Annotated in this window: 23 protein-coding genes and 1 tRNA gene; 16 read left to right on the top strand and 8 right to left on the bottom strand. The window is 56.3% G+C overall.

Annotated elements, in window-relative coordinates; genetic code table 11:
• Window positions 1-224 precede the first annotated feature (224 nt).
• Window positions 225-473, top strand: a complete 249-nt coding sequence (locus E1H13_RS12315; protein ID WP_169613718.1) for a hypothetical protein — start codon at window positions 225-227, stop codon at window positions 471-473.
• Window positions 474-624: 151 nt separating this feature from the next.
• Window positions 625-801, top strand: coding sequence for a hypothetical protein (locus E1H13_RS12320; RefSeq protein ID WP_169613719.1), 177 nt, complete (start codon window positions 625-627; stop codon window positions 799-801).
• A 374-nt stretch (window positions 802-1,175) separates the two neighbouring features.
• Here E1H13_RS12320 and E1H13_RS12325 read toward each other — a convergent pair whose 3' ends face one another.
• Both E1H13_RS12325 and E1H13_RS12330 read right to left on the bottom strand, forming a co-directional pair.
• Window positions 1,176-1,391, bottom strand: coding sequence for a hypothetical protein (locus tag E1H13_RS12325; RefSeq protein ID WP_169613720.1), 216 nt, complete (start codon window positions 1,389-1,391; stop codon window positions 1,176-1,178).
• A gap of 316 nt (window positions 1,392-1,707) precedes the next feature.
• The gene (locus E1H13_RS12330; RefSeq protein WP_169613721.1) at window positions 1,708-5,580 is read right to left on the bottom strand and encodes a hypothetical protein; all 3,873 of its coding nucleotides are present in this window, start codon (window positions 5,578-5,580) and stop codon (window positions 1,708-1,710) included.
• A 258-nt stretch (window positions 5,581-5,838) separates the two neighbouring features.
• Between E1H13_RS12330 and phnD the strand changes: the two genes are divergently transcribed.
• The 4 genes from phnD to phnE (E1H13_RS12350) all read left to right on the top strand — a co-directional run bounded on the left by phnD (window position 5,839) and on the right by phnE (E1H13_RS12350) (window position 9,459).
• Window positions 5,839-6,894 carry a phosphate/phosphite/phosphonate ABC transporter substrate-binding protein gene (gene phnD, locus E1H13_RS12335; RefSeq protein ID WP_240966607.1) on the top strand — a complete coding sequence of 352 codons (1,056 nt, stop codon included), beginning with the start codon at window positions 5,839-5,841 and terminating at the stop codon, window positions 6,892-6,894.
• 137 nt (window positions 6,895-7,031) lie between these two features.
• Complete coding sequence (phnC, locus tag E1H13_RS12340) at window positions 7,032-7,844, top strand: phosphonate ABC transporter ATP-binding protein (protein WP_169613770.1); 813 nt, start codon at window positions 7,032-7,034, stop codon at window positions 7,842-7,844.
• Window positions 7,841-8,647, top strand: coding sequence for a phosphonate ABC transporter, permease protein PhnE (gene phnE, locus E1H13_RS12345; protein WP_169613722.1), 807 nt, complete (start codon window positions 7,841-7,843; stop codon window positions 8,645-8,647). The genes phnC and phnE (E1H13_RS12345) overlap by 4 nt, the downstream gene beginning before the upstream one ends.
• On the top strand, window positions 8,647-9,459 hold the full coding sequence (gene phnE / locus E1H13_RS12350; protein ID WP_169613723.1) for a phosphonate ABC transporter, permease protein PhnE: 813 nt from the start codon (window positions 8,647-8,649) through the stop codon (window positions 9,457-9,459). Before phnE (E1H13_RS12345) ends, phnE (E1H13_RS12350) begins: the two co-directional genes overlap by 1 nt.
• 8 nt (window positions 9,460-9,467) lie before the next feature.
• Here phnE (E1H13_RS12350) and E1H13_RS12355 read toward each other — a convergent pair whose 3' ends face one another.
• Complete coding sequence (locus tag E1H13_RS12355) at window positions 9,468-10,334, bottom strand: GDSL-type esterase/lipase family protein (protein ID WP_169613724.1); 867 nt, start codon at window positions 10,332-10,334, stop codon at window positions 9,468-9,470.
• A gap of 146 nt (window positions 10,335-10,480) precedes the next feature.
• Window positions 10,481-11,572, bottom strand: a complete 1,092-nt coding sequence (gene ychF / locus E1H13_RS12360; RefSeq protein ID WP_169613725.1) for a redox-regulated ATPase YchF — start codon at window positions 11,570-11,572, stop codon at window positions 10,481-10,483.
• A gap of 204 nt (window positions 11,573-11,776) precedes the next feature.
• Between ychF and E1H13_RS12365 the strand changes: the two genes are divergently transcribed.
• Together E1H13_RS12365 and E1H13_RS12370 are read left to right on the top strand one after the other, a co-directional pair.
• A complete protein-coding gene (locus E1H13_RS12365; protein ID WP_169613726.1) occupies window positions 11,777-12,373 on the top strand; it encodes a hypothetical protein in 597 nt (198 codons plus the stop codon).
• Window positions 12,374-12,581: 208 nt separating this feature from the next.
• On the top strand, window positions 12,582-13,109 hold the full coding sequence (locus tag E1H13_RS12370) for a thylakoid membrane photosystem I accumulation factor (protein ID WP_169613727.1): 528 nt from the start codon (window positions 12,582-12,584) through the stop codon (window positions 13,107-13,109).
• 120 nt (window positions 13,110-13,229) lie between these two features.
• Here E1H13_RS12370 and E1H13_RS12375 read toward each other — a convergent pair whose 3' ends face one another.
• Entirely contained in the window at window positions 13,230-14,042 is an 813-nt protein-coding gene (locus tag E1H13_RS12375) for an inositol monophosphatase family protein (protein ID WP_169613728.1), read from the bottom strand.
• Window positions 14,043-14,155: 113 nt separating this feature from the next.
• On the opposite strand from E1H13_RS12375, the gene E1H13_RS12380 reads away from it, so the two are divergent.
• Both E1H13_RS12380 and E1H13_RS12385 read left to right on the top strand, forming a co-directional pair.
• Window positions 14,156-14,229 (top strand) — tRNA-Arg (locus tag E1H13_RS12380).
• Window positions 14,230-14,352: 123 nt separating this feature from the next.
• Window positions 14,353-15,441, top strand: coding sequence for a hypothetical protein (locus E1H13_RS12385; RefSeq protein ID WP_169613729.1), 1,089 nt, complete (start codon window positions 14,353-14,355; stop codon window positions 15,439-15,441).
• Here E1H13_RS12385 and E1H13_RS12390 read toward each other — a convergent pair.
• Window positions 15,434-15,757, bottom strand: coding sequence for a hypothetical protein (locus E1H13_RS12390; RefSeq protein WP_169613730.1), 324 nt, complete (start codon window positions 15,755-15,757; stop codon window positions 15,434-15,436). The two genes, E1H13_RS12385 and E1H13_RS12390, sit on opposite strands and share 8 nt — an antisense overlap.
• Window positions 15,758-16,527: 770 nt before the next feature.
• Here E1H13_RS12390 and E1H13_RS27255 point away from each other — a divergent pair.
• Both E1H13_RS27255 and E1H13_RS12400 read left to right on the top strand, forming a co-directional pair.
• The gene (locus E1H13_RS27255; protein WP_240966608.1) at window positions 16,528-16,995 is read left to right on the top strand and encodes a hypothetical protein; all 468 of its coding nucleotides are present in this window, start codon (window positions 16,528-16,530) and stop codon (window positions 16,993-16,995) included.
• Entirely contained in the window at window positions 16,992-17,663 is a 672-nt protein-coding gene (locus E1H13_RS12400) for a hypothetical protein (protein WP_169613731.1), read from the top strand. Before E1H13_RS27255 ends, E1H13_RS12400 begins: the two co-directional genes overlap by 4 nt.
• An 86-nt stretch (window positions 17,664-17,749) precedes the next feature.
• Here the strand turns inward: E1H13_RS12400 and E1H13_RS12405 are convergent, their stop codons facing one another.
• Entirely contained in the window at window positions 17,750-17,986 is a 237-nt protein-coding gene (locus tag E1H13_RS12405; protein ID WP_169613732.1) for a helix-turn-helix transcriptional regulator, read from the bottom strand.
• A 130-nt stretch (window positions 17,987-18,116) separates the two neighbouring features.
• Between E1H13_RS12405 and E1H13_RS12410 the strand changes: the two genes are divergently transcribed.
• From E1H13_RS12410 to brxC, 4 genes are all read left to right on the top strand, one after another.
• On the top strand, window positions 18,117-18,419 hold the full coding sequence (locus E1H13_RS12410) for a hypothetical protein (protein ID WP_169613733.1): 303 nt from the start codon (window positions 18,117-18,119) through the stop codon (window positions 18,417-18,419).
• 302 nt (window positions 18,420-18,721) lie between these two features.
• Window positions 18,722-19,546 (top strand): hypothetical protein, encoded by an 825-nt coding sequence (locus E1H13_RS12415; protein WP_169613734.1) that lies wholly within the window; start codon window positions 18,722-18,724, stop codon window positions 19,544-19,546.
• A 277-nt stretch (window positions 19,547-19,823) separates the two neighbouring features.
• Window positions 19,824-20,363 carry a BREX protein BrxB domain-containing protein gene (locus E1H13_RS12420; RefSeq protein WP_169613735.1) on the top strand — a complete coding sequence of 180 codons (540 nt, stop codon included), beginning with the start codon at window positions 19,824-19,826 and terminating at the stop codon, window positions 20,361-20,363.
• 17 nt (window positions 20,364-20,380) lie between these two features.
• A complete protein-coding gene (gene brxC, locus E1H13_RS12425; RefSeq protein ID WP_169613736.1) occupies window positions 20,381-23,833 on the top strand; it encodes a BREX system P-loop protein BrxC in 3,453 nt (1,150 codons plus the stop codon).
• Between the two features lie 29 nt (window positions 23,834-23,862).
• Here the strand turns inward: brxC and E1H13_RS28295 are convergent, their stop codons facing one another.
• Window positions 23,863-24,291 (bottom strand): hypothetical protein, encoded by a 429-nt coding sequence (locus tag E1H13_RS28295; RefSeq protein ID WP_206070414.1) that lies wholly within the window; start codon window positions 24,289-24,291, stop codon window positions 23,863-23,865.
• Window position 24,292 lies beyond the last annotated feature (1 nt).

Consider the following 24,292-nt stretch of genomic DNA (forward strand, 5'->3'; position numbering starts at 1 on the left):
CACCCCTTCCTAGCGTTTCTTTCTCTCTCCACTTCTCGCCCTCAGAGCCTCTTTCCCATGTCTAGGTCGGAAGAGCCGCTTTTTTCACGGCGACTTGGTTTCACAGTTTCCCATTTTGCGGAGGGTTTCGCACCCTGCGTAGAGATTCTTGTGGCAAAAGATCCCAGGGTTTTTCAAAAAACCTGGGATCTGGATCCTCCCAGCCCCTTATTCATCACATCACCATGTCAAACGTCATCCCCCATAGCGAATTCTACGAGCAGCTCCCCTCTGGCGACCTGCCTGGCCCAGCGCCCGCCGACCCCCGTGAGCCCGTGCGGGTCATACTACTCGGCACCGCCAGCGGCATGGAACTCATTATCGCCCACCTGCACCACATCGGCTTTGCCGAACCCCGCGCCTGGAGCAAACTACAGCTCGCCCCCACCACCAGGCAGCCCATGCGCATTCTCACCAAGTGGATTCGTCGCTGAGCCTACACACGCCCTCTACAGGTTGATCAGTCCCACCCCTCCCTCAGTCCCCACTCAGAACCAGTGGCCGACGGCACAATCGACGCCACCTCCACATCGGGCACCGTGGCCACCAGGTTTGCAGCGGCTGGAATAGGAAGATTTCGCGGGCATGGTCTCTGGCGGCGCTCCAGGTATTCGCCAGTGCCCGAATCCCCTCGGCGCGGGTGCGACCGTCTTCGATGATGCTGGCGTCGTCGCCCTGGCCCAGGCGGGCGGACGGGATACCAGCCAGCTACCGGCAGCTCTGGAAAGTGCCAAGCAACAATTACTGGAGGCTCTGAGTTAAACAGGGAGTAATCGGTCCTTCATTCGTCGTCAAAAGCCCAAGAACCCTGGAATCTGTACTGGTGTTCCAGGCTCTAGGCACCATCCGCCCAAAATAAAAATGTCTGACCCCAAAAAGCCCCCTGGAGTCAGACATATTTACCTGTGAGGATACGTTCTTGACAGCGATGAACTATGGCCCAAATGCCCCCAAGTGAACCATAGAACCCGTGCTGCCTCTCTCCTCCAGAATTAATCCTATTGTCGCCGGGGATAGGGGCAGCGACGTCGAGGTATCTACTGAATTCAGCCAAACAGCGGACAGATTAATCAGGTGGTAATTCCGTAAAATTACCGGTGTGACATGACTAATTCTCGGTGAACTGAACCGATGCTCTAAAAGATGGTGAGATCCCACTCGGCGTCGGTGAACCCCTCGGGACCGACCAGGTCAGCCCGGATGGTTAGGTAGCGATTGCAATAGATCGAAGACTGCTTAAAGCGGGGGTTAGGCTTCCCCATCTGAGCATCTTGTTCGGCGTAGGCTTCCAGGTATTCTGGGGCGATCGCCAGAGGCTGTAGCTGGGGCGACTGGGATGGATAAAGGGACATAGGCGTTTGAGTAGAGCAGGATAATTTTCTCTCCCCAACCATAATCGGCTTTTACCCAAGGCTGGCTCAGCTTTTGAAAGGTTTAATCTCTACGACCGTCTGCCCGCTACACACCGGCAAAATCTTACGCCCTTCTGCCTTTAGGTGACTTTATGAAACTTTCTACCAAGTGGTGGGCAATTCCCACCCTACGAGAGCTGCTGCCTTCATCCTTCTGCCTGCTTCGCACGGACTGCGCCCTACATCCTTCTGCCTGCTTCGCACGGACTGCGCCCTACATCCTTCTGCCTTCATCCTTCTGCCTTCAGCTCTGCCCTTACTGCCACTGGTCTAAGTCTTGGCTCCAGGTTTGGGTCAGCTGTAACCACTGGTCGCGGCGACGCTCAAAGTCGGCGGCGATCCAAATCAGGGCGATGCCAACTAGAATACCGACTATCCACTTAATCAACGGATAGGTGGCATTCAACAGAATCAATTGATGCAGGGCGTTGAGGGTAAACACCAGGGTGCCAGTGTAGAGAAAGGCTCGGATGCGCAGCCACAGTCCTGCCCCGATAGCCCCTAACCCCATCACCCCCACAGACAGTCCTCCCCAACCGGAGGAAAACAGAGCAGTCAGTAAAATCAGGGCAGTGGCCAGCACCCTCAGCCAGTGGCGGCTGGAACGCCCCTGTGCCGTTTGCAAGGTCGGTTCTACCTGGGCAACATAGAGCAGGGCCAACCCCAGGGGCAACACTTGGGCAAGGCTGTCGTCGATCCCCCGGCTGTCAAGCCAGAGCCAAATGGCCCCCACAGCGCAAACGACCGATAGATAAGACACCCGCAGGCGATGACTATGCCAGGCCACCCAGCCATAGAACCCCACCAACACCCAGAGGGTGGGGATGTGGCCTAAGCCCCCCGTAAGCCCAGCGATCGCCAAGGGAGTACCGACCGCCATCACGCGCCAGGGTTTTTGAGGCCAACCCTGGTTGGCCCAGGGCAGCCAATAGAGGGGTACGGCTACCCCGCAAGCCACCACTCCCCACCAGGGGTCTAGCACCGCCAGGGACGGAAACATCAGACGCACTAGGGTAAACCAGCCCACCAGCTCAGCCAGTCCGGCATACACCCAGGCCTGCTGCAACCCCGCAGCAGGAGTTAGGCGTCCTTGGGCCAGGGCGTAGAGCATCAGCAGGGTGGCGATCGCCACCGCCAGCCATCCCAGGCTAACGCCGCCAAACCCAGTCAGCACCCCAGCGGCCAACAGCAGCAAGCTGCCCACCAGCCAGTGCATATGGGCCGCCCAAATCAGCTCTAGGGGGGGCAATCCCAGGAGAGCCAGCCTGCGGGCTGACACCCGATACACCGCCATAATCAATGCGGCGACCCCTGCCAGCACAATCAGTCCATCCGCTGCGGCTCCTCCAGGGGCGCGCAGCATGGGGTACAGTACCAGCTCAAACCAACCTACCGATAGCCCCCCCAGGGCTAGCCAGCGCCACAGCGGTTGGGGTCGCCGCCGGCCCAGGTCTAGCAACAGCAGGGAGGCCACCACCACCAGCCAGCCAGTCCAGGGGGTACTGGTATAGAGCCGTAGGAGTAGGGCCAGCCCCCCGTAACCCAGGGTCAACCGCTCACAGGCCAAGCCCAGGTCAGGCCGCCGCCGCTGGAGTTGGATACTCAAGAGTAAGGCGCTTGCTCCTAGCCCCAGGGTGGGTACCGCCAGCGCCACCGCTGTGGTGTGGTGCCAGGCTAACCCTTCCGCCAGCAGTAATTGGATACCCCAGCCAGCCAGGTAAACTGCCACGGGGCGAATCTGCCCCCCATAGCGCCCCCCCAGCACCAGCAACCAGGCCCCCAGAGATAGCACCACCATCGGCAGCGGCGATCGCCAGCCCCCGTAGGTGCCGCCAACCACAATTGTCATGGCCCATAGCCAGCCCAGAGTCAACCCATGGCCCCAGTGGTCACTGGCCCGGCGGTAGTCATCCGCCAAAGAGCCCGCTGGCCCAACCCTAGAGAGCATCCGCCAGGCTAACCACAGGGCCGCTATCAACCCGACCATCACCAGGCTCCAGTCGGCTCCATGGCGCGGAAAGCCCGGTAGCCAGTCGGCCACAAAGCTAATGACGGCTCCCAGAGCCATCCCCAGGGTGAGGGCTGGAATCCGTCGTTGACGGTAGTAAACACTGTTGACCCCAGTCAAGCCAGTGGCGGCGACCAGCCCCCCAAGGCGAGTCCAGGGTAGACCCAGGGTAAGGGGTAGGGCCAGGCCAGTGGCCAACAGGCTCAGGGGATAGTGGCCCAGCAGGGTGAAGACCACTGGAATCACCAATCCCAGCCAGCTGAGGTCTGACTGCCAGCCCCGCTCGATCAAGTGCGCCCCGAGCAGGGTATAGGCCAGAGCCGATAGCCCTAGACCGTACCACCAGGCCCCTTTCCCCCATAACCTGGGTAAGGCCCGGCTCAGCCCCAGGGCCAGCACCGCCAGGGCCACCATCACCATCATCCAGCGCTCTAGGGGAAGCCGGGGCCAGCGCTGGTCCAGGGCCACGATCACCGTCAGCAACCCCAGGCCATAGGTGGTGAGAATCCGCCCCAGGGCCAGGGGGGAACGGCGTAGGGTGGCCACCAGAGCGGTGATGGTAGACGCGATCAGGTTGATCACCAGCACGGGGCCATTGGCCAGGCTAATCAGCGTCAGTAGGGCGTTAGTTCCGAGAGCCATACCGTCACTGAAGCGTCCTAAGGTTGGCTGCCCCCGCCGCAGATATCGATCGGCCACCGCTACCGCAAGGATCACATAGGGAAATAGGGATAAGCCCAGTAGTACCTCGTGGCTACCGGTGATGTTGAAGAGGGTCGCCAGCGATCGCAGCCAACCCTGGCGTATGGCGTAGGGCACCAGTTGCCAGCCCACAAAGGCCAACTGCACGGCAATGCTGTAGGCCACCAGCAGGTCTCGTCGTTTGCCCCATTGCCCCAGGGCTTGCAGCCGTAGGCCTAAGCCCAGTAGGCTGATCGCAAAGGCTTGGGGATAATTGGTCGCCCCAATCGCCAAGAGCCACCCCCCCAGCAGCAGCCCCCGACCAATGGCGATCGCCCAGCGATCGCTAGTCCGGGCCATGGTTTGGAGGTTAGCCTCTGTGGCTAGATCGGTGGAAGTGCTGGAGGAATCCAGGGCCAGTTGTCGCTGACCCAGGTAAACCCAGGTGGCACCATAGAGCCCAAAGGCCAGGCTAAACTGTCCCAGTTGGTTGGCGTTGGTGATCGCCAAGGCCCTGACCAGCAACAACCCCAGGGCAAAAATCACCGTCAGCTGAGACCAACGCCCCGACTGAGAACGCTGCCTCTGACCATAGATCGTAATCGCCGCGCTACCCAGGGCACCGCCATAGACCGCCGCTATGGACATCCAGCTTAAGCCCCAGCCGCTCTGTAAGTAGGCCAGCCCCAGCAGGTTGATCTGGTCATGGCCAGGGCTTTGCCGCTGGCGGAACACTTGCAACGCCACCCAGGTGAGCAATCCAGCCGCCATAGTGCCGATCAACCAGCCACCGCCAGCAGACCATACCCCCAACCCATCCATGGCCCAAAAGTTTAAGGGCAAGAGCAGCAGGGTAATCATCTGCAAGGTTTTGGCCGTCAGTTGTAGTTGAGAGTTGCGACCGCACCAGAGCCCGGCCCCCCAAAACAAGAGGGTATAGGCCAACAGCACCAGGTACTGGCCAATGGCATTAAACCGAACCCACTGGGTCGCGGCTAGCACCGCTGAAGACAGCACCACCAAAAATACCCCCAACCCCAGTAACCACACCACACTCAGTTCGCTCATCAGGCGGCGGGTCCAGCGGTTAACTGGAGACGGGGGAGCCGGGGTTGATTCGGCGGCAGCTGGGGCCGGGGTGGGTGCAGTGAATGGGGCCGATGATGGGGCCGATGATCGAGGGGGCAGGCGAAGCTGGGGCCGGGGCGATCGCGGTCGGGACGTATCGGGAGGGAGAAAGTCGGTAATCGGCGGGGTCGACGATGCCGCCGCCGCTGGCAGTACCACGGCACAGGTGAGGTGGTCTTGGCTCAGCCTGCGCACTTGAGCATCACTGATTAACCCCAAGGCCAGCCAAGCATCGAGCCCTGCTAACAATTCGGGCTGATCAGAGGACAGATCGAGCTGTAATCGAATTAGGGACTCTCGATCGTCAGCCATAGTCTGCCTGTTAGGGAATCTTTCAAATTATGAGACCTGAAGCCGATCCTGGACCCGCCGGGCTGAAATTCTTAACTTGACTCGACGGGATAGATATACCAAGTCCAGATCTGGACTTGGATTTGGTTTAGATCGACGCATTTGGGTCCAAGACTATATTTGCCTTAAAGCAGAATTAAGGTGAAATTGACCTCAGCTTAAATCGAGGCCGGTAGGGTTGTGAAGAAATCGTAATGACTCTCTACCCAAGCTGGAACGATGTTTAAGTTCAGTTGGCGCAAGCTATCTCTCTATGTTTCTTTGCTGGCGATTACGACCTTTGCCGTAGCCTGTGCCTCAGACGGGCCAGACATGGCGGCAGGTGATGCCACGGCCAATGGCGATGCCCCCGCCGCCGAGGTGGAATGCAGCCGTCCCGACACCATGGACGAGCGCTTCTGTGATGAAGATGGCGACCTGATTGCCGACCCGCCTACGGATCCCTCAGAGTTCGTGAACCCTGACACCCTGGTGTTCGCCTACACCCCGGTGGAAGACCCGGCGGTTTACGAAGATGTGTGGGCCGAGTTCATCGAGCACATGGAAGACGTCACCGGCAAAAACGTAGAGTTCTTTGCCGTGGATTCCAACGCGGCTCAGTATGAAGCTTTGCGGGCAGGGCGACTCCATGTGGCTGGGGTGAACACGGGCGGTGTGCCCTACGCCGTCAACCTGGCAGGCTTCCGTCCCTTCGCCATCATGGCGGCAGAAGACGGCAGCTTTGGCTATGAGATGGAAATCATCACCCAGGTCGATAGCGATATCGACAGCCTAGAAGACCTCGAAGGGCGCCAACTGGCCTTCACGTCTCCCACCTCCAACTCTGGCTTCCAGGCTCCTTCAGCCCTGCTGGAAGGCGAGACCGGACTGATTGCCGATCAAGACTTTGAAACCGCCTTCTCCGGTGCCCACGACAACTCCATCCTGGGGGTGCAGAACGGGGACTATGAAGCGGCTGCGATCGCAAACTCAGTCAAAAACCGGATGTGTGCCCGGGGTGCTGCCGACTGCGATGCCCTTAAAGTGGTCTACACCTCTGAGACCTTCCCTACCACCGGCTACGGCTACGTCTACAACCTTGACCCGGAGCTAGCTGAACTGGTTAAAGAAGCCTTCTTTACCTTTGACTGGAGCGGCACCGGCCTAGAGGAAGAGTTCGGCGGTGATGAAGAGGAGCCTGGGGAAGCCCAGTTCATGGAAATCACCTACGAAGAATACTGGCAGGTGATTCGCGAAATCAACGACATCCAGGGCGTTGAATACACCCTGAACTAGCCTCCTCCAGGAGTATGGGCAGCCCTAACTTAGGGCTGCCCATTGTTTTTGTATCGGTTCTATTAGCGGGTTTTGTGCCTAACGAGTTTCGGCCCACTGCCTTTGGTTACGCCCTTGCTGTCACCCCACTGTGTCCCATGCTCCGTATTCAGTCCCTCACCAAACGTTATCCCACTGGGGATATTGCCCTGCAATCGGTCAACCTAGACGTGCCTGACGGTCAGGTTATGGCCCTGATTGGCCCGTCTGGCGCGGGTAAAAGTACCCTAATTCGCTGCATCAACCGTTTGGTTGAGCCCACCAGCGGCCAAATTTACCTGAACGAATTAGAGCTAACTCGTCTGGGGTCGGCCCAACTGCGGCGAGCCCGGCGACGAATGGCCATGATCTTTCAGGAATATGCCCTGGTTGAGCGGCTGACCGTAATGGAAAATGTGCTGTCGGGGCAGCTCGGCTACGTCAATTTTTGGCAAAGCTGGTTCCGTAAGTTTCCCCAGGGCACCGTGGACGAAGCCTTTCGGCTGCTAGAGCGGGTGGGTCTAGGTCAGTTCCCCGACAAGCGAGCCGACGCCCTCTCCGGCGGTCAGCGGCAGCGGGTGGGCATTGCCCGGGCCCTATTGCAAAATCCCAATATTCTGCTGGTGGACGAGCCCACGGCCAGCCTCGATCCCAAAACCGCTCGCCAAATCATGCGGCTAATCTGCGAGTTAGCCCAAGAGCGGGGTCTCTCCGTCATCGTCAACATTCACGATGTGCCCTTGGCCCAGCAGTTTTCCCAGCGGATTGTCGGCCTGCAGGCAGGGGAAATTGTCTATGACGGCCCCCCCAGTGGCCTGACCGAGCGGGCCCTGACCCAAATCTATGGGGAAGAAGACTGGAATCCTGAGCGCGAGTCAGAAGCGGATGAGTCCCCGGCGTTGGCGGGCACTGCCGGGGAGCGCCAGTCATGACTCAAACTACCCTGCCTGGGCGGCAGTGGTCGCCCCCGAACTTGATTGAAAACCCCTGGATCCGCTGGGGTTTGCTGATTGGCGGCATCATCTACCTGGTGCTGGCGTTACTCTCTGTGGACGTGAACCCGGGACGGATTGCCCGGGGCATGGAGCGGGGAGGGCAGATTTTGGTGGGTTTCGTGCAGCCTGATTTTTTCAGCCGCCGCGACAACATCATCAGTGGTCTGATCGAAAGTTTAGTGATGACGGTGGTGGCAACAGCCATTGGTGTGGTGATTTCGGTGCCCATTGGCATTGGCGGTGCCCGCAACTTGGTGCCCCTACCGGTTTATTTGGTCTGCCGCCTGGTGATCGCTCTGTCTCGCACCTTTCAGGAGGTGATCATCGCCATTTTGTTTGTGGTGATGCTGGGGTTTGGGCCGCTGGCCGGGGTGATGACCCTGGTGTTTGGCAGCGTCGGGTTTGTCTCGAAGCTACTGGCAGAAAATATCGAGGAAATCGACGCGGCCCAGGTGGAGGCGATTCGCGCCACCGGGGCGTCCTGGATGCAGATGTTGACCTATGGTGTGCTGCCCCAGGTGCTGCCTCGGCTGGTGGGGCTATCGCTTTACCGGTTTGACATCAACCTGCGGGAGTCGGCGGTGATTGGCATTGTCGGGGCTGGGGGGATTGGGGCCACCCTGAATACGTCGATCCAGCGATACGAGTACAACACGGCGTCAGCAATTTTGCTGCTGATTATTGCCCTGGTGATGGCGACGGAATTGGTGTCTAGTGCGGTTCGGCAGAGGTTGCAGTAATGCCTGTTTTAGAGAAAGGCAGTGAGAAAGTCTGGCAAAAGCGCGATCGCACCCAGGCACTCTTGAGCTGGCTGGGTTGGCTGGTGGGGGCGGCGGTGGTGCTGTTCTGCTGGCAGATCATTGCCGACAATACCAACTGGAGCTTTGTAGCCGATGCCCCGGAGCAGGCCAGCCATATGATCGCCCGGGGGATTCCGCCCAACTGGGGCTATCTCAACACCCTGTGGCAGCCCCTGTGGGATACCCTCAATATCGCGACATTGGGAACCTTGCTGGGGGTTGCTGTGGCCATCCCTACGGCTTTTTTGGCAGCCCGAAATACAACGCCCCACCCCATCGTCCGCTACATTGCCCTGTTGGTGATTGTCGGCTCTCGTTCCGTCAACTCCCTGATCTGGGCGCTGCTGCTGGTAGTGGTGCTGGGGCCAGGGGTGCTAGCCGGAATTCTAGCCATTGGCCTGCGCTCCATTGGCTTTACCGGCAAGCTGTTCTACGAAGCGATTGAAGAAATCGACCCTAACCCGGTGGAGGCAGTGGCCGCCACCGGAGCTAGCGCCGCCCAGGTGCTGAGCTACGGCTTTTGGCCCCAGGTGATGCCCAGCATTTTTGGCGTCAGCGTCTATCGTTGGGACATCAACATCCGCGAGTCCACCGTGGTGGGTCTGGTGGGGGCCGGGGGCATCGGCATCCAGCTCCAGGCGTCGATTAACATCCTGCGCTGGAGCCAGGTCAGCATGATTTTGCTGGTGGTGTTTTTGACGGTGTTCGTTAGCGAGTGGATTTCGGCTAGCGTTCGGCGTTTGCTGATTTGACTTGGGTTCTACGGCTGAAAATCAGTTTCATTGATCAACGCTAGGGCCGTGCGCCAGACGCGATATCCTTCCTGATTCAGGTGCAGGCCATCGGTGGATAGATCCGGGCGCAGGTAGCCGTCCCCATCGGCAAACAGGGGATAGAGGTCCAAAAATTCCACCCCCATTTCCACCGCCAACAATCTCAATTGTTGATTAATCGCCTGGATCTGCCCAGGGGGAATATCCGCTAGGCGATCGCGCCCTTCCCAGCTAGCGCGCGCTCCGCCGTGGGGCAAGACAGATTGCACTACGATCCGCAGCTCAGGATGGGCCTGCTGCAAGTCGCCAACGATACGACGAATGTTGTAAACCAGATCAGCGTCAGATCCACCCCAGATCAAGTCATTAATGCCCACCATAATAAAGGCGGCCTCTAGGGTATTGTTGTCGAGTAGGTGAATGCGGTTGCGCAGACCGCTGGAATTTTCCCCCGAAATTGCCTGGTTGAGCCAGGTTTTGCGCCCCGGCAGCATCTCTGGGGGGAACCACAGGGTTAATGAATCCCCCAGCAGCACCGTTTGGCGCGGAGCATTGATCGCCTCAGCCGCCTCGGCTTCCGCTTGCAGTAGGGCCACCCATTGCTGGTAGTCCAGGGTATGGCGCTGGCCCAGTTCAGGTGCAACGGTGGTGGTGCTCCCATCTAGATCTGAAGCAAAGGCATTGGACTGAGACAACACCGTCTGGGAGCTGAGGCTAAGCTGCCGCAGGGTGACCAACACCGTAACGAACAACAGGCCATTTAAAACCAGCGACAGCAGTGCCCAGGGGGGGACTCCCTGGAAATAGCGGATCGCTTTGCGGAGCTGTGGATGGTGCTGAAGCGGTGGTGCCACAGTGTTAAGTGCCTAGTGAAATACCTACAAACCTAAAACTAAGCGAGCCGACCCTGATTGGCTGTTTGCCCCATAAGCCCCATTGGAACAAATTGTAGATAGTTTTTTGGGGGGAGACCACCCGTCTGCAATATTACTTCTGAGCATTAGACGTTGAAGCGAAACAGCATCACGTCTCCTTCTTGCACCACATAGTCCTTGCCCTCACTGCGCACCTGGCCTTTTTCCTTAGCGGTGGTCATGGATCCTGCAGTCACTAATGCATCATAGGCCACGGTCTCTGCCCGAATAAAGCCCCGCTCAAAGTCCGTGTGAATCACCCCTGCCGCCTGGGGTGCCACCATCCCCGCTTTGATTGTCCAGGCGCGGGTTTCCTTAGGGCCGGTGGTAAAGTAGGTGCGCAGTCCCAGTAAGTCGTAGGTGGCCCGGATCAGGGTCTTGAGCCCTCCCTGATCTACACCGAGGGATTCTAGAAAATCCTGGCGTTCAGCGTCGCTAAGCTCTACCAGCTCGGCCTCCACCTGGGCCGAAATCACCACCACTTCAGCATTTTCTGCTGCGGCCAGGGCTTTGACTTGCTCAACCCAGGCGTTGCCGGTAGCGAGGTCGTCTTCTGACACATTGGTAGCGTAGATCACCGGTTTGCGGGTCAGCAATCCGAGGGATTTGATCATGGCTTCCTCTTCTGGGTCAAGCTCTACCTGACGGGCGGTTTTACCGTCATTCAGCACCGGCAGAAACTTTTCTAAAACGGCCAGTTCTGCCTGGGCCTCTTTGTCAGCCCGGGCCAATTTGCGCACCCGCTCAATACGCCGTTCCAACTGGGCTAGATCTGCCAGGGCCAACTCCAGGTTGATTACCTCAATGTCACGCGCCGGGTCGATAGAGCCAGAGACATGGATGATGTCGTCATCCTCAAAGCAGCGCACCACGTGGACGATCGCATCGACTTCACGAATATTGGCCAAAAACTGATTGCCCAGCCCTTCCCCCTGGCTGGCCCCCTGCACTAGGCCAGCAATGTCGACAAATTCCACCCGGGCTGGAGTGATGTCGGCCGAACTAGAGAGCTCCGCCAGCACCTGTAAGCGACCATCGGGTACCGCCACCACGCCGACATTGGGCTCAATGGTGCAAAACGGAAAATTGGCGGCTTGGGCCTTGGCGTTGGCCACCACGGCATTAAACAGGGTTGATTTTCCAACGTTGGGGAGGCCAACAATGCCAGCTCGTAACATGGGGGTACTTTATTCACCAAAAACACTTTTCATAGCATATGGGAGGACGGCCTGAATTGGCAGGACTGTTGCTACCCTTAGGACAATTCTTCCTACCAGGCTGCAACGCAGCCAACCACAAGGGGTGTCAGCATGACTGGGCTAGAGGGCAAAAAGCCAGCAGACAATCTAAGGTTATATGCAGCTACCAGGTATTGGCCAGGCATGGCTCGGTTTGGGATTCCCCTATGGGTGGTGGCGATCGGCCTGACGGGATGTAATACCCTAGGGCTGCCGAACCCGTTTGGTGGCAGCGCAGTGTCGATGGAGAATCAATATGTATCGCGATCGCTGCGTCATCGCGATCTGGTTAGCAAAATGCTGCCAGTACAGCTGCGCCTCAGGGATGGCTGGCAACCAGCGCCAACCGGTTCATTGCACCGACAGGCTGACTTAGAAGCTTATCACCCCGACCAGGGGATGTATTTAATCGTCTTGGGGGAAAGCCGCGAGGCTCTGGACAATGCGGCTGCTGATCTAGAAGAACAGGCCACCCTTTACCTGCAACTGCTAAAGGGAGAATTTGACAATACCCTCTCTGGTGAAACCCAAACCAACGTCAATCAGGTTAATTCCCTACCAGCGGTTCAGTATGAGCTGCGGGGGGAGGTACTAGGGCAAGCGGTGGCTTATTTGCACACGACCCTGGAGCTAGACGACCACTACTACCAGGTTGTAGTGTGGACCGCTGACAATCGCTGGGAAACCAATGAAAGCGCAATGGGTGACATTGTTCAGGGCTTCCGAGTGGATCAAAATTAATCGGGTGCTACCAGACCAATTCCTGTATCTGCCCCTAAGGGTGGGGCCATTCTGTGGCCTAATAGACTAGGGTCTGATTTTAGCGGCCCTATGGAGTAACAATCGAGAGCGTAACGTCATGCAGCGGTGGCTTAGGACATTAGTAAAAACCTGGACAATCCCAATCGCCCCATTCGCGGCCCGGTGCCGTCTGGGCTTGGGGTTAGGGATGGTAACGCTGCTGCTGTGGCTAGGGTTGGGGGGGCAACCGGCCGCCCTGGCGGGGCTGAACGACGATAATTACGATGGCAATATCTTCGCCCTGTATGCGGGCAATGGCTCTTTGGTGCCGCCTCGGGTCAACTTAGAACAGTCGCTTAAGTACGGCAAGCCTGCCCTGATGGTGATTTATGTGGACGATAGCCGCGACTGTAAGATATTCTCGTCGGTGATTTCGCAACTGCAAGCCCCCTATGGACGGGTGGCCAACTTCATTCCGGTGATGGCCGATTCAATTCCGGTCAAAGATACCTACGAGCCGACTGAACCGGGTTACTACTTTCACAATGCGGTACCCCAGACGTTGATCTTTAACGCCGATGGGGAACTGGTGTTTAACGAAGTCGGGATTGTCTCCTATGAGGCCATTGACGATGTGATGCGAGAGGTATTTGATCTGCTACCCCGCTCAGAATCGGTAGATCTGCGCCGCCGCCCCGTAAACGAAGTCAATACCGAACTGGTGCCAGAATCCTAATAGAGGTTATGCTCAATCGGGTATCCGCGATGGCTTTCAAACGGGTACGATTATTCAAGGCGCAGGTATTCAAGTGGGCGATCGCGCCGTGATTGTTCCTTAGGCCCACCAGTAGGGGCGCTAGGGTTTAGCTACTCCCTGCACTAGAGGCCGAAACGTCTCGACCCAGTGGCCCTGGGCGGTGACCAGGGTGGGGTAGGGGCGATCACCATAGTTTTGCCCCACCACCAGAGGGAAAATAACCTGATCGTCGAGGGCCACCCAGGTGGCCCCAGCAGCCTGAACAATCGCCCAAACAGCGGCAATGTCCCAAATTTTGGGGGTGGCTTCCACGGCCCCGATCGCCCAGCCAGCCCCCACAATCAGCAAATTGTAGGCCGCCGACCCCAACATCCGAATCTTGCAGGGAAAGGGGTTGGCAAGCAGGTGGGTACTGCGGGCACAGAGGCTAAAGAACTGGTTTTGGCCGGGGGCGGCATCGCTAGGGTGCATCGGTCGTCCATTGCAGTAGGCCCCGGTGGGCATTTCTAGTCCGCTCTCCCCTGGCCAATAGCCATAAAAGTCCTGCCCCAGAGGGGGCATGGCCACATAGCCAAATACTGGCACCCCCCGGTACAGCAGCCCCAGGGAAATGCCCCAGACGGGAATGCCCCGGGTAAAGTTGGTGGTACCGTCGATGGGGTCAATAATCCAGCACCAGTCGGTGGCGGGGAAAATATGTTCGACTTCTTCGCTGAGCACCCCATGGTCCGGAAACTGCTGCTGGATAGCCAACCGTAGGGTTTCGTCAGCCCAGCGATCGCAGCGGGTGACCAGGCTACCGTCCGCTTTCACATCCCCCTGCACCTGGCCAAAGTCAACCAGCAGCTTGTCGCCTACATCCCCAGTGATATCTTTAGCAAAGGCCAGTACCGTATCCCAAACGTTATCCATGGTTCATCCCTAGGGCTATTTAGACGGGGATTGCCCCATCGCGCCTATGACTATAGCCCATCGCCGCTGCTCTACCAGTGGCTTGCCTGGCAGTGTAAAATAGCCACTAGTTTGGGGTTGTAGCTCAGCAGGATAGAGCAACCGCCTCCTAAGCGGTAGGTCGTGGGTTCGAATCCCGCCAACCCTGTTCCTCAAAATCCGTTATTTCAAAGCTTTTCGGGAATCGCTTGACAGAAGCGGTGAATCCCTTTTTATCCGGATTTCCCTAATTTTGGCCAGAAAAGTAGGGAACATTTAGGGAACAAAACCGATGGCCAAAGATTTTGACACGGCCCTGAAGGCAGCCAATACCCGGCTCAAGACAGCCAAGGTCAGAGTGACCTTGAGAACCAGGCGAGACTCTATCTTTATGCGAGCGACCCTGCCACCAAAGCCAGGAAGCAACCATGTGGATCCTCAGCAGTATGATCTCCGTACTGGCTTACCCGCTAGCCTGGATGGACTCAAGCGAGCCGAAAACGAAGCAAAGCTATTAGGCTCCCAGTTGGCGCTGAAAACCTTTCGATGGGAAGACTGGATAGACATTACGCCGCCCAATGAGCGAAAAGGGGCAGAAGCCATTGAGGCATTCAAAAAGCACTGGTTTTCGACCCACCAAATTACCGAAGCCACCTGGGAGCGCCACTGGCTACAGGTGTTCAAGCAACTGCCTCAGGATAAGGCCCTCACCCCAGAAATGCTGCTGACCGTTGCCTTGGACTCCCAACCGGACTCCCGTAAGCGGAAACGGTCTAGTCGAATGCTGCAGCGGTTGGCGGAGTTCTTAAATCTGGAGATTAATTTGAAGGCCTACCAGGGGCACTACAACCAACCCGATAAGGCCCGTGACTTACCCAGCGACGAGTTGATTAGCACCTGGAGAGATAAGATTCCGAATCAAAATTGGCAATGGATCTTTGGGATGCTGGCGACCTTCGGCTTGAGGCCCCATGAAGCCTGGTTCTGTGAGTTCGAAGATCCGTTGACCCTGAAGGTGCTGGACGGAAAAACCGATGAGCGCATTGCTTCAGCCCTTTATCCAGACTGGGTAAAAAAGTGGAATCTTGAGGAGATGAAACCTCCGAAGCTTTCCTGTCAGACGTTTCAGCAGTACGGTGATCGGTGTTGTAAACAATTCAGACGATACAATGTGCCCTTCGTTCCCTATGACCTGCGCCATGCCTGGGCATTGCGAGCAGCGGTCAAATTTCGGTTACCGGAAACGGTGGCAGCAAAACTAATGGGGCATTCTGTGGCGGTTCACCATAAGACTTACCACCGCTGGCTATCGGCTATTGAGCAGCGACAGGCGTATATGGATGCGATCGCAAAAGGACCTTCTTCCCCAGAGGCTAAATGAGTCGTCGTCGGCTGGGGTCTTCGGCTAGCCGCTTTTTGGCCAGGGGAATGTTGATGTAGTAGCGAGCCTTTTGCCGACCAGGCCGACGACGATCTTCTACTTCTTTGCTCTTGCCGACTCTCAACAGCCCCGAGTCCATATCTTTGTAGATTTGGCTGGGGCTGTCGTAGCCCAGAGCCTTAACGGCTTTGGCAATGGGCAGATACTCTGGCTCTTGCTTGGCCTCATTCAAACCAAGCATTTCGGAGAGGACCTGCCTGACTTTGATTTCAACTAGACGCTCTAGCTCATGGTGGGGAATCAGAGGCTCTTGCATGGTCAACCCTCCGCTTGGGTTTATTTGACATCAAACAGAGCACTACTAATTGGCCGAGGTGAGACCAAGTCTACCAAGAGCAGTCAGAAGTCATACTTTATGGGTAAAAGTAATACTCTGCTTTACTTGAAAGATAGACCGTCAAGTTAGACAACGACAGAGGGACGAAATGTTCATTTATCAAAATAAATGTAGTTGTTGCACAATCCTTTCAAATTCATTGAACTGACTCTGAAAAAGTCAAAGAAAGCCCCAAAATATCCAACAATACATAACTTAATGACAATGAAAACCTATATGAGCCAAGGCATAGGAGACTCAAAGAGAGGTATTTTTCAAGCGGTATGGGTAAAGATTTGACTCGAAATGTTTCGTTGTCTTGCGATGAGGTTGCGAGCTCTCTTCTTCAACCCAGTGAACATTCTCTTGAATGGTCTGAAGATAGAGGACTAGATGTATAGTCCAGATGAATAGAGAGTTCGGAAGCTTTGCAGACCTCTGTAAACCACGGATTTGCAGTACTTTTAGCCGAGTGCCTCTATACCTTACCCCAAATTTACCCCAATAGCAGGCGCGTCCACAGAACCTGGTGTTTTCTGCGATCGCATCAATTCAGCGTTACTCTGCTGCTTGATAACACTACTCGATAAAACTCAGCACTTTTTCAGCGCAAATCAACCGACTTGAGCTAGGATAACGGCATATCATTGGTGCTTTCCCTGATAAGTCCTGCGTTTTCCATCTTTCTCGACCGGTCTTTTAGGATAGCTATGGCTAGATCACGCCAACCCCAAAGTTCATCTCCAGGTAAGCAGACTTCAAAAAGTAAGCCCCGAGTGCGATTCATCTTTGAGCCCGATCGCACTTCCCCCAACGGCATCACCTATTCCTGGCTGATCCACGATACCTACAACGGCAAAGAGAAGGCGGCCACTGCCACTCGGGCTTTTTGGTTACCCTTCGCCTATGAAGCGGCAGGGGAGTACTCGGAAGATGAACTCAAGGAGTTGGCGCAGCAGTCGATCTGGCAAATGGAGGCTCAAATTCAACATTTGAGGGAGAAGTTTGGTCTAGGGGTAGGCCCGACCAGTTCGGCGAATGAGGCGCTGGTGTCCTCTGCCTCTGTCGCTGCAGCGGAGGAATCCTCCAGTGTTACTCCTTCATTTGCTCCCCCTCAGGCCGGGACTGTCGCTCCTGTGGATATTGACCTACTGGATGAGTTTACTGATGTCCTATGAGTGACGCCCATTTGCCAAAAACTCCCGGTTCTGAGAAGGGAAAGCAGGTTCGCGAGCAGTATTTTACTCTGGCCAAAAGTTCGGCCAGAGGGGTTAAGTCCTACGAAGACCTGTATCAGCGGTATGTGAGGAGTCCTAATGCAGCTCAGGCGTTGGATCAAGAGGTGGCCAGAACGGCGCTCCAGCATGGTAGTTCGCCTCGGCAGGTAATTCAATTGCTGGCACAGGGACCGTTTACGCAACAGCAAACGGTTGGCTTAGAGGCTGAGGAGAAGAAAGCCGCGATTCCTGGACTGCTGCAGTACGCCCAAACAGTGGTCAACTCGGTTCAGCAGCAGCGCTATCTGGAATATGCCTGTGCCGTCACCGGGACTATTCAAAGCTACCCGGATCTGTATCGAGACTATGTTGGTAGTGATCTCTCTGCCATTCAATTGGATCAGAAGGTGACCGCAGCGGCTTTGGGTGCCGGAGAGAATGTGAATGCAGTGTCTCAGCTCCTGCAGCAGGGGCCATATGCTCGATTTCAACTGGATGTAAAGCATGTGCCGCTTCAAACCATTGAGCAGTATGCCAGTGGTACAGTGGCGCAGGTGCAGGCGATTCAGTCGCTTCAGCTGGGGCAATCTCAGCGATCGCCTAATCTTGCCAAGGGGTTAGAGCGCTAAATCCCAGCCTTCATCAAAGATTGGGACGTTCTAAATGTCACTTTTGGCACTGATCCGATTAAGCAATGTAGCCAAGCTGGCACAATTTAGATGTCCTTCACTTCATTGCCTAAATACCGCTCTACAAAGGCTTTCGCAGCTTCTGGGTTTAGCTCTTTCAGGGCTCTGACAATGTCCAACACTGTCTCAGCCGACGGGTCACGTTTCTCATTCGCCCATCGGTAAACGCTGTTGCGCTCAATATTGAGAGCCATAGCAAGGCTGTATTGACTCACCTCATACTCCTCAAGCACCTGCCTGAGTACCTGTCCTGCTTTTCCCATGACCTCATGGTGTCAGAGGACAATAACCGAGTAAATGACCATTCGGTAGACGAGAGCCTAACTGTTGACGGCACCCGATTGGCCGACTATTATAACGACATCCAGACTGTCGACATTTACAAATTGTCCTATGCAGACCCAAGCCTATCTTTCGAGCGATCCTGATTTAGCTGATGTAGAGACTGGGCAAGTCCGCCTGGAGCTAACGCTCAAGCTCCATAGCTACCCCAAGCCTGACCGAGAACCCGTCAAAATCCTGGTCATCGGCTCCAAGCAAGCTGTCAGCGCTATCGTTGCGGCCCTGCACCAACTCGGCTTTGCCGAAATTTTCGAATGGACTGATTTTCTTACCGCCCCTTGTGCTGAACGTTCTCTCCAGTTTCAACCTGGTGAAGTGATGAAAGCGCTCGTAAAGTACCTTCCCAAGGAATAGCGGCAGGGAATCTCGATTTGGTATCACTCTGCGACTTCTATGAGCTTTTTTGACTAGTCCTATCTCTGCGGCATCTGGGTGGACGATTTCAGTACACTCAGTCATCGCGATAACGGTGTCTCTAATGAGGGCACTGTTGCCGTTGATAGGGCTGCTTCGAAGTAAGGGCAAACAGAGGCACTCACCGTCATGTGATGGCTTCCCAAAGGCCAGACCACGCGATAGATTGAATAGTCCTTTCATATTCGAAGCATCGCCTCCCAGCCCAATCTGATAATAGCTCTACTCCCAACCCGCTCACTATGGTTTCCCTTGTGACAGTCCCTCAAAAAGATGCCTCATCCACCAAGTCTGAAGAGCCACGAGATCGCATCGGGTTTCGTGACGGCTTCCGGGGCACCCACAGCAGCCGTACCATGATGTTTGCGGAGCTTCAGGCCCTCCTCAACAGCACTCCGGCTGATGCGGCTAAACAGGCCTACCAGGACGCCATCATTGAAGACAATCTTCTGGGCAAGCCCACCCTATCGTCTCGCAAGCTAACGGCTCAGAAGCTAACAGAGCTGTATGGCCTGGAGCCCAAGATTCCTCTTTTTCGTTTGATGCGCCACTACTGGGCCTTAGCAGACCAGGCCCAGCCCCAAATTGCTCTATTGGCAGCCCTGGCCAGAGACCCACTGCTGCGCACCAGTATGGACGTAGTACTAGAGACCGTCCCTGGGGAAGCCTTGAGTGCCCAGGCGGTAGAGCAGGCGATCGCAGATCAAAATCCCCACCGCTTCAGCGAGAAAACCCTCAGTTCCATCGCCCGCAACATTCGGTCTACCTGGACCCAATCTGGGCACCTGTCGGGCTATCGCCAGCCCCAGAAGATTCGCACTGCCATCCAAGCGACTCCGGCGAGTGTCGCCTATGCTGTTGCCATCGGCTACCTGGAGGGCCATCGCGGGCAACTTTTGTTGGAAACGAAATGGATTAAGGTGCTCGACTTAAACCCATCGGTTGCCAAGCAGCTGGTGCAGGAAGCTTCACGCCGGGGCTGGCTGGTGTATCGCGGCATTGGCGACATGATAGATATTAGTCTGCCTAACCTATTCACAGTCGAAGAGGAAAAGTGGCTTCAGTAAGTAAATCTACTTAACGTCTTTTGTCGTTAGACGAAGTAATTTTGCAGGTTCTCTGCTTAGTATCAAGCAATGGCTAAGATCCACCCAGGTTCCTGATGTATTGTTTCATTGATTTTAGGATGCATCGTAACTTCCATAACTGGGCAAACTATTGTTTGGCACGGCTACTCTAATGATGTGATGTCCATCCTAAAGCCAGCTCGATAGCTGTAGTTTTCCTTCACAGAAGACTTCAACTCTGGGCTTGGATACGGTTTACCTTCAATATAAAGTCTTTATGAGTCGAGTTGATAAACTCATCCAGTCCTATAAGAGCTATATCTCACTGAAGTGGGAAGAGAACCTGTCGGGAACCCAACGGGTGATCTTTGTGGTGTACGACAAGGCCGATGAGCGCACCCTGCGTAACAAAATTCCTGAATTTGAGCTGTGTACCAAACAGGCGGAGCATGGATGGGCTCACCGGGACCTGACCAACGCCTTTCCGGAATGGATGGCCCAGGAAGACTATAAAGAGAGCTACTTCCAGACACCAGAAGACCTAGAGATGCTCATGCCTGAGTTTCAGGAGCATCTGATTCAGCAGCTTGTCCAGATGTTGACGGCAGATACCGTAGATAGTAGTACGGTGGTTGCTCTATCGGGCCTGGGCGGGTTGTTTGGCTTTTTGCAAATCTCTGAGCTAGTTAGCAAACTGCAGTCCAACGTGCGGGGAAGGTTGCTGCTGTTTTTCCCTGGAGATTACGAGGACAAAAATTATCGCTTCTTAGATGCCCGTGACGGCTGGAACTACCTGGCCGTGCCAATTACGTCTTGAAATAGAGAAAAGTCGCAATGGTCGCTACGCTAAACAAAGAAGTCTACGTCACAGACCCTTATAACCAGGAGCTGCTCAATAACGGGGTGGCCGAAGTCCAGGACTCTGTTACTGAGGAAGAACGCCGGACCCTGCGCTATGAGCTGAATACCTTTGTCTGTGACGGGCAGTACGCCACAGGTCTGCGGCGCATTCTAGAAAGCTATCTGGATAATTTGGGCAAGCCAGAGCAACCGGCGGTTTGGGTCAGCGGCTTCTTTGGCAGTGGTAAGTCTCACCTGGTCAAAATGTTGCGGGCACTGTGGGTGAACTTCACCTTTCCGGAAGATCAGGCGACGGCCCGCGACCTGGCCGATCTGGATACGGAAGTCTCCGACCTGTTAACGGCTCTCTCCACTGCGGGGCGGCGGGGCGGCGGGCTCCATGCGGCCGCAGGGACGCTAGGGTCCAGCGCTAAGGGTAGCGTTCGGCTGGCGTTGTTGAGCATTGTCTTTAAGTCCGTGGGGCTACCAGAACAATATCCCCGCGCCAGGTTTGTTATGTGGCTGCGGGATAACGACTGTCTGGAAGCGGTCAAAGCCTACATCGAACAGGCCGGTAAGGTCTGGGAGAAAGAGCTGGCCAATATGTATGTCTCTCCCCTGGTAGGACAGGCACTGGTGAACTGTTTCCCTGGCTTTACTACCCCGGCTGAACAGGTTTCGTCATTACTGAAAGAGCAGTTTCCCAACGTCAGCGATATTTCCGACGATGAGATGAACACCGCCATTCAAAGTGCCCTCTCTCGCGATGGTCAGTTTCCCTGTACGCTCATTGCCCTGGACGAAGTTCAGCAGTACATCGGCGACGATACCGATATCTCCTACGCCATTCAGGAGATTACAGAGGAATGCAGTAAGCACTTCAAAGGCCAACTGCTGTTCGTGGCCACCGGTCAAACGGCGCTGTCGGGTACCCCTGCCCTCCAGCGTCTCCAGGCCCGCTTTAAGATCAGCATCGAACTCTCCGACCAGGATGTGGATACGGTAATTCGGCAAATCATCCTCCGCAAAAAGCCAGACCACATTCCCCAACTGGAGACCTACCTGACCACCCACCTGGGAGAAATCTCCCGCCACCTGTCTGACACGCGCATCGCCAGCGGTTCCCACGACGAGAAAGATCTGGTTCCCGACTATCCTCTGCTGCCCTCCCGCCGCCGCTTTTGGGAGCGTATTTTGCGGGCCGTAGACTCTGCCGGTACCCAGGGGCAGCTGCGTAACCAGCTTAAGATTGTTTATGAAGCCACCCGCAGTACGGCAGATAAACCCCTGGGGTGGGTGGTCGGTGGCGACTTTATCTACTTCCAACTGGCAACGGATTTGCTGAAGACGGCGGTGCTACCCCGCGAGATTCACGACATGATTGCGGAACTCCACCAGGGCAGTCCCCGCGACCAGTTGAAAGCCCGCCTCTGTGCCCTGGCCTTCTTAATCGGGAAGTTACCCCAGGAGAGTAGCACCAGTTCGGGAGTGAAGGCAACCGCCGAAATTTTGGCGGATTTGCTGGTGCAAGACTTAAACGAAGGCAGTTCTGGCCTGCGCAACCAGGTGCCCACCCTGCTGCAAGAGTTAGTGGATGGCGGTCAGCTTTTGCAGCACGAAGCAGAGTTCCGGGTCCAGACCCGCGAGAGCAGCGCCTGGGATACCAAATATCGCGAGTTTGAGGGAGCAGCCAACAACAATCCCCAACTTATTGCCGATAACCGTACAGAGCGCATCGAAGCGGCGTGCAAAGCCCGCCTCAACAAAATTAAACTGACCCAGGGGTTATGTAAGGAACCCCGTAAGCTGCTGCTGCACTTTGGTCAGGAGGCTCCCCCTTCTAGCGATCAGGAGATTCCGGTATGGATACGGGATGGCTGGCAAGAAAACAGCCAGGCCTTCGAGACATCTGCCCGCACTGCCGGGTCTGAGTCTCCCACCATTTTTGTGTTTATCCCCAATCGCCGGGGAGATGAGCTACAGCGGCAGATTATCACTGCCAAGGCTGCTCGGGAAACCATTAACGCCAAAGGCACCCCCAACACCAATGAAGGCGAAGAAGCCAGGGTAGGCATGGAAACTCGCCTGAAGAACGCTGAAGAGGCGATCGCAACCATCCTCGACGACCTCTTCACCAACGCCGTTAAGGTCTACCAGGCGGGTGGTCAGGAAGTTCTTGGCCTGACGCTAGAAACCACCCTGGAACAGGCTGCCCAAACCTCGATGGTGCGGCTGTTTAGGGAGTTTGATAAGGCCGATAGCCCCAAGTGGGATACCGTTCTCCGCAGAGCCCGAGATGGCAATGGCGATGCCCTGCGAGAAGTGAGCTACGCCGGAGAAAGTGACCAGCACCCCGTCTGTAAGGAAATTATTGACTTTGTGATGGCGGGTAAGCGGGGCAACGACATCCTGCGGCACTTTGGCATTAGCCCCTACGGCTGGCCCAAAGATGCCATAGATGCCTGTTTGTATGTGCTGCTGGTGAGTGAGCATATGCGGGCTACCCAGAACGGCCAGGCGGTGACCTACAAACAGCTCGACCGTCGCCAGGTAGGCCAGACCGAATTTCGGGTTGAGGCAATTACCATCAGCGTTCCTCAAAAAATTGCCCTGCGAAAGCTGTTTCAGAGTATCGGCGTTGCCTGCCAGCCCAACGAAGAGTCTGAAAAAGCAAGAATTTTCCTGCAGCAGGTGGCAAACCTGGCCCACAATGCCGGGGGCGACCCACCCTGCCCCATGCGTCCTAACCCGGCCTACGTGCAAGACTTACTGCAGCGGTCGGGCAACGAACAGCTCCAGGCGGTCTACAATGCCCGCGACCAACTGGCCGCCGATATCGCCGCCTGGCAGGAAAAAGCCCAGCAAATTCAAGACCGCCTACCCCAGTGGCAGGTCTTAGAAGACCTGGCGGCCCTGGCCCAATCGGTGCCCGAAGCGCAGCCCATGGTGGCCGAGGCCGAGGCCATTCGAGATGGACGGCTACTGCTGCAAACCCCCGACCCGGTAAAGCCCCTCTGCGACCAACTCACCCAAATTCTGCGGCAGAAGCTGCTGGCGGCCCAGACCACTTTTCGGGAGCAGTACGAAAGCCTCCAGGCGGAACTGGAAGCCCAGGCCAGCTGGCAGCAACTGTCGGTGGATGACCGAGATCGCATCCTTCAGGCAGCTGGGCTCTCGGGTACGCCAGAGGTGCAGGTGGGTACCGTGCAGCAGGTACAGACCAGCCTGCAGCGCACGCCCCTCACCAGTTGGGCTAACCTCACCGCCGCCCTGTCGGAAAAGTTTGCCCAGGCCCGACTCAAGGCCGAGCAACAACTCAGGCCCAAGGCCCAGCCGCTTAAACTGCCCAGTCAAACCCTGAGCACCCCCGAAGAAGCCGAACAATGGCTCAACCAGGCTCGCCAGCTAATTCTGGAGAAACTCCAGAACGGCCCGGTTATTCTATGAAAACCCCTATCCTGATCCCTATGGTTCAACTACCCTATGCCTAGCTCTGCCCTCACCCCCTCAATCCCCCTCTCCCAGGGGGCGAGGAGGAAGTAGAAAACCCCTTCCACCTCCCCTCTACCTCCAAGAGAGAATCCGGGGGTAACAGCCCCCCCCTTCTCCCTTGTGCCTTCTACCTTCTGCCTTGCCCCATGCCCACTCTCCACCCTGACCTGCGCGGAACCCTTGAAAACACCGTCTGCGATGCCCGCGACATTGCCGAAACCGGAGCCAGAGCCGCCCTGGAAGCTCTGGCTGTAGGGGAAGCTGAGCCCTATAAGCACCTGACGGCAGACCAGCGCGACTTTCGCAATCGCCTGCGGGCACGGGGGCGGCAACTGGGGGATGTGCGGGATGAGCGCAAGGGCACCCAGGAGATTACCCGCCTGGTGCGGCAGTGTGCCTATGAGTACTGGCACC

Source organism: Nodosilinea sp. P-1105 (genome assembly GCF_012911975.1).
Lineage (GTDB): Bacteria > Cyanobacteriota > Cyanobacteriia > Phormidesmidales > Phormidesmidaceae > Nodosilinea.

Bases quoted from the DNA above. Each gene is read 5' to 3' on its own strand.
- E1H13_RS12320 (WP_169613719.1), top strand. From the start codon at position 625: ATGGTCTCTGGCGGCGCTCCAGGTATTCGCCAGTGCCCGAATCCCCTC.
- E1H13_RS12370 (WP_169613727.1), top strand. From the start codon at position 12,582: ATGGTAACGCTGCTGCTGTGGCTAGGGTTGGGGGGGCAACCGGCCGCC.
- phnE (WP_169613722.1), top strand. From the start codon at position 7,841: ATGACTCAAACTACCCTGCCTGGGCGGCAGTGGTCGCCCCCGAACTTG.
- E1H13_RS12400 (WP_169613731.1), top strand. From the start codon at position 16,992: ATGAGTGACGCCCATTTGCCAAAAACTCCCGGTTCTGAGAAGGGAAAG.
- E1H13_RS12410 (WP_169613733.1), top strand. From the start codon at position 18,117: ATGCAGACCCAAGCCTATCTTTCGAGCGATCCTGATTTAGCTGATGTA.
- phnC (WP_169613770.1), top strand. From the start codon at position 7,032: ATGCTCCGTATTCAGTCCCTCACCAAACGTTATCCCACTGGGGATATT.
- brxC (WP_169613736.1), top strand. From the start codon at position 20,381: ATGGTCGCTACGCTAAACAAAGAAGTCTACGTCACAGACCCTTATAAC.
- E1H13_RS12405 (WP_169613732.1), bottom strand. From the start codon at position 17,986: ATGGGAAAAGCAGGACAGGTACTCAGGCAGGTGCTTGAGGAGTATGAG.
- E1H13_RS12390 (WP_169613730.1), bottom strand. From the start codon at position 15,757: ATGCAAGAGCCTCTGATTCCCCACCATGAGCTAGAGCGTCTAGTTGAA.
- E1H13_RS12415 (WP_169613734.1), top strand. From the start codon at position 18,722: ATGGTTTCCCTTGTGACAGTCCCTCAAAAAGATGCCTCATCCACCAAG.
- E1H13_RS12365 (WP_169613726.1), top strand. From the start codon at position 11,777: ATGGCTCGGTTTGGGATTCCCCTATGGGTGGTGGCGATCGGCCTGACG.
- phnE (WP_169613723.1), top strand. From the start codon at position 8,647: ATGCCTGTTTTAGAGAAAGGCAGTGAGAAAGTCTGGCAAAAGCGCGAT.
- E1H13_RS12385 (WP_169613729.1), top strand. From the start codon at position 14,353: ATGGCCAAAGATTTTGACACGGCCCTGAAGGCAGCCAATACCCGGCTC.
- phnD (WP_240966607.1), top strand. From the start codon at position 5,839: ATGTTTAAGTTCAGTTGGCGCAAGCTATCTCTCTATGTTTCTTTGCTG.
- E1H13_RS27255 (WP_240966608.1), top strand. From the start codon at position 16,528: ATGGCTAGATCACGCCAACCCCAAAGTTCATCTCCAGGTAAGCAGACT.
- E1H13_RS12375 (WP_169613728.1), bottom strand. From the start codon at position 14,042: ATGGATAACGTTTGGGATACGGTACTGGCCTTTGCTAAAGATATCACT.
- E1H13_RS12420 (WP_169613735.1), top strand. From the start codon at position 19,824: ATGAGTCGAGTTGATAAACTCATCCAGTCCTATAAGAGCTATATCTCA.
- E1H13_RS12325 (WP_169613720.1), bottom strand. From the start codon at position 1,391: ATGTCCCTTTATCCATCCCAGTCGCCCCAGCTACAGCCTCTGGCGATC.
- E1H13_RS12330 (WP_169613721.1), bottom strand. From the start codon at position 5,580: ATGGCTGACGATCGAGAGTCCCTAATTCGATTACAGCTCGATCTGTCC.
- E1H13_RS12315 (WP_169613718.1), top strand. From the start codon at position 225: ATGTCAAACGTCATCCCCCATAGCGAATTCTACGAGCAGCTCCCCTCT.
- ychF (WP_169613725.1), bottom strand. From the start codon at position 11,572: ATGTTACGAGCTGGCATTGTTGGCCTCCCCAACGTTGGAAAATCAACC.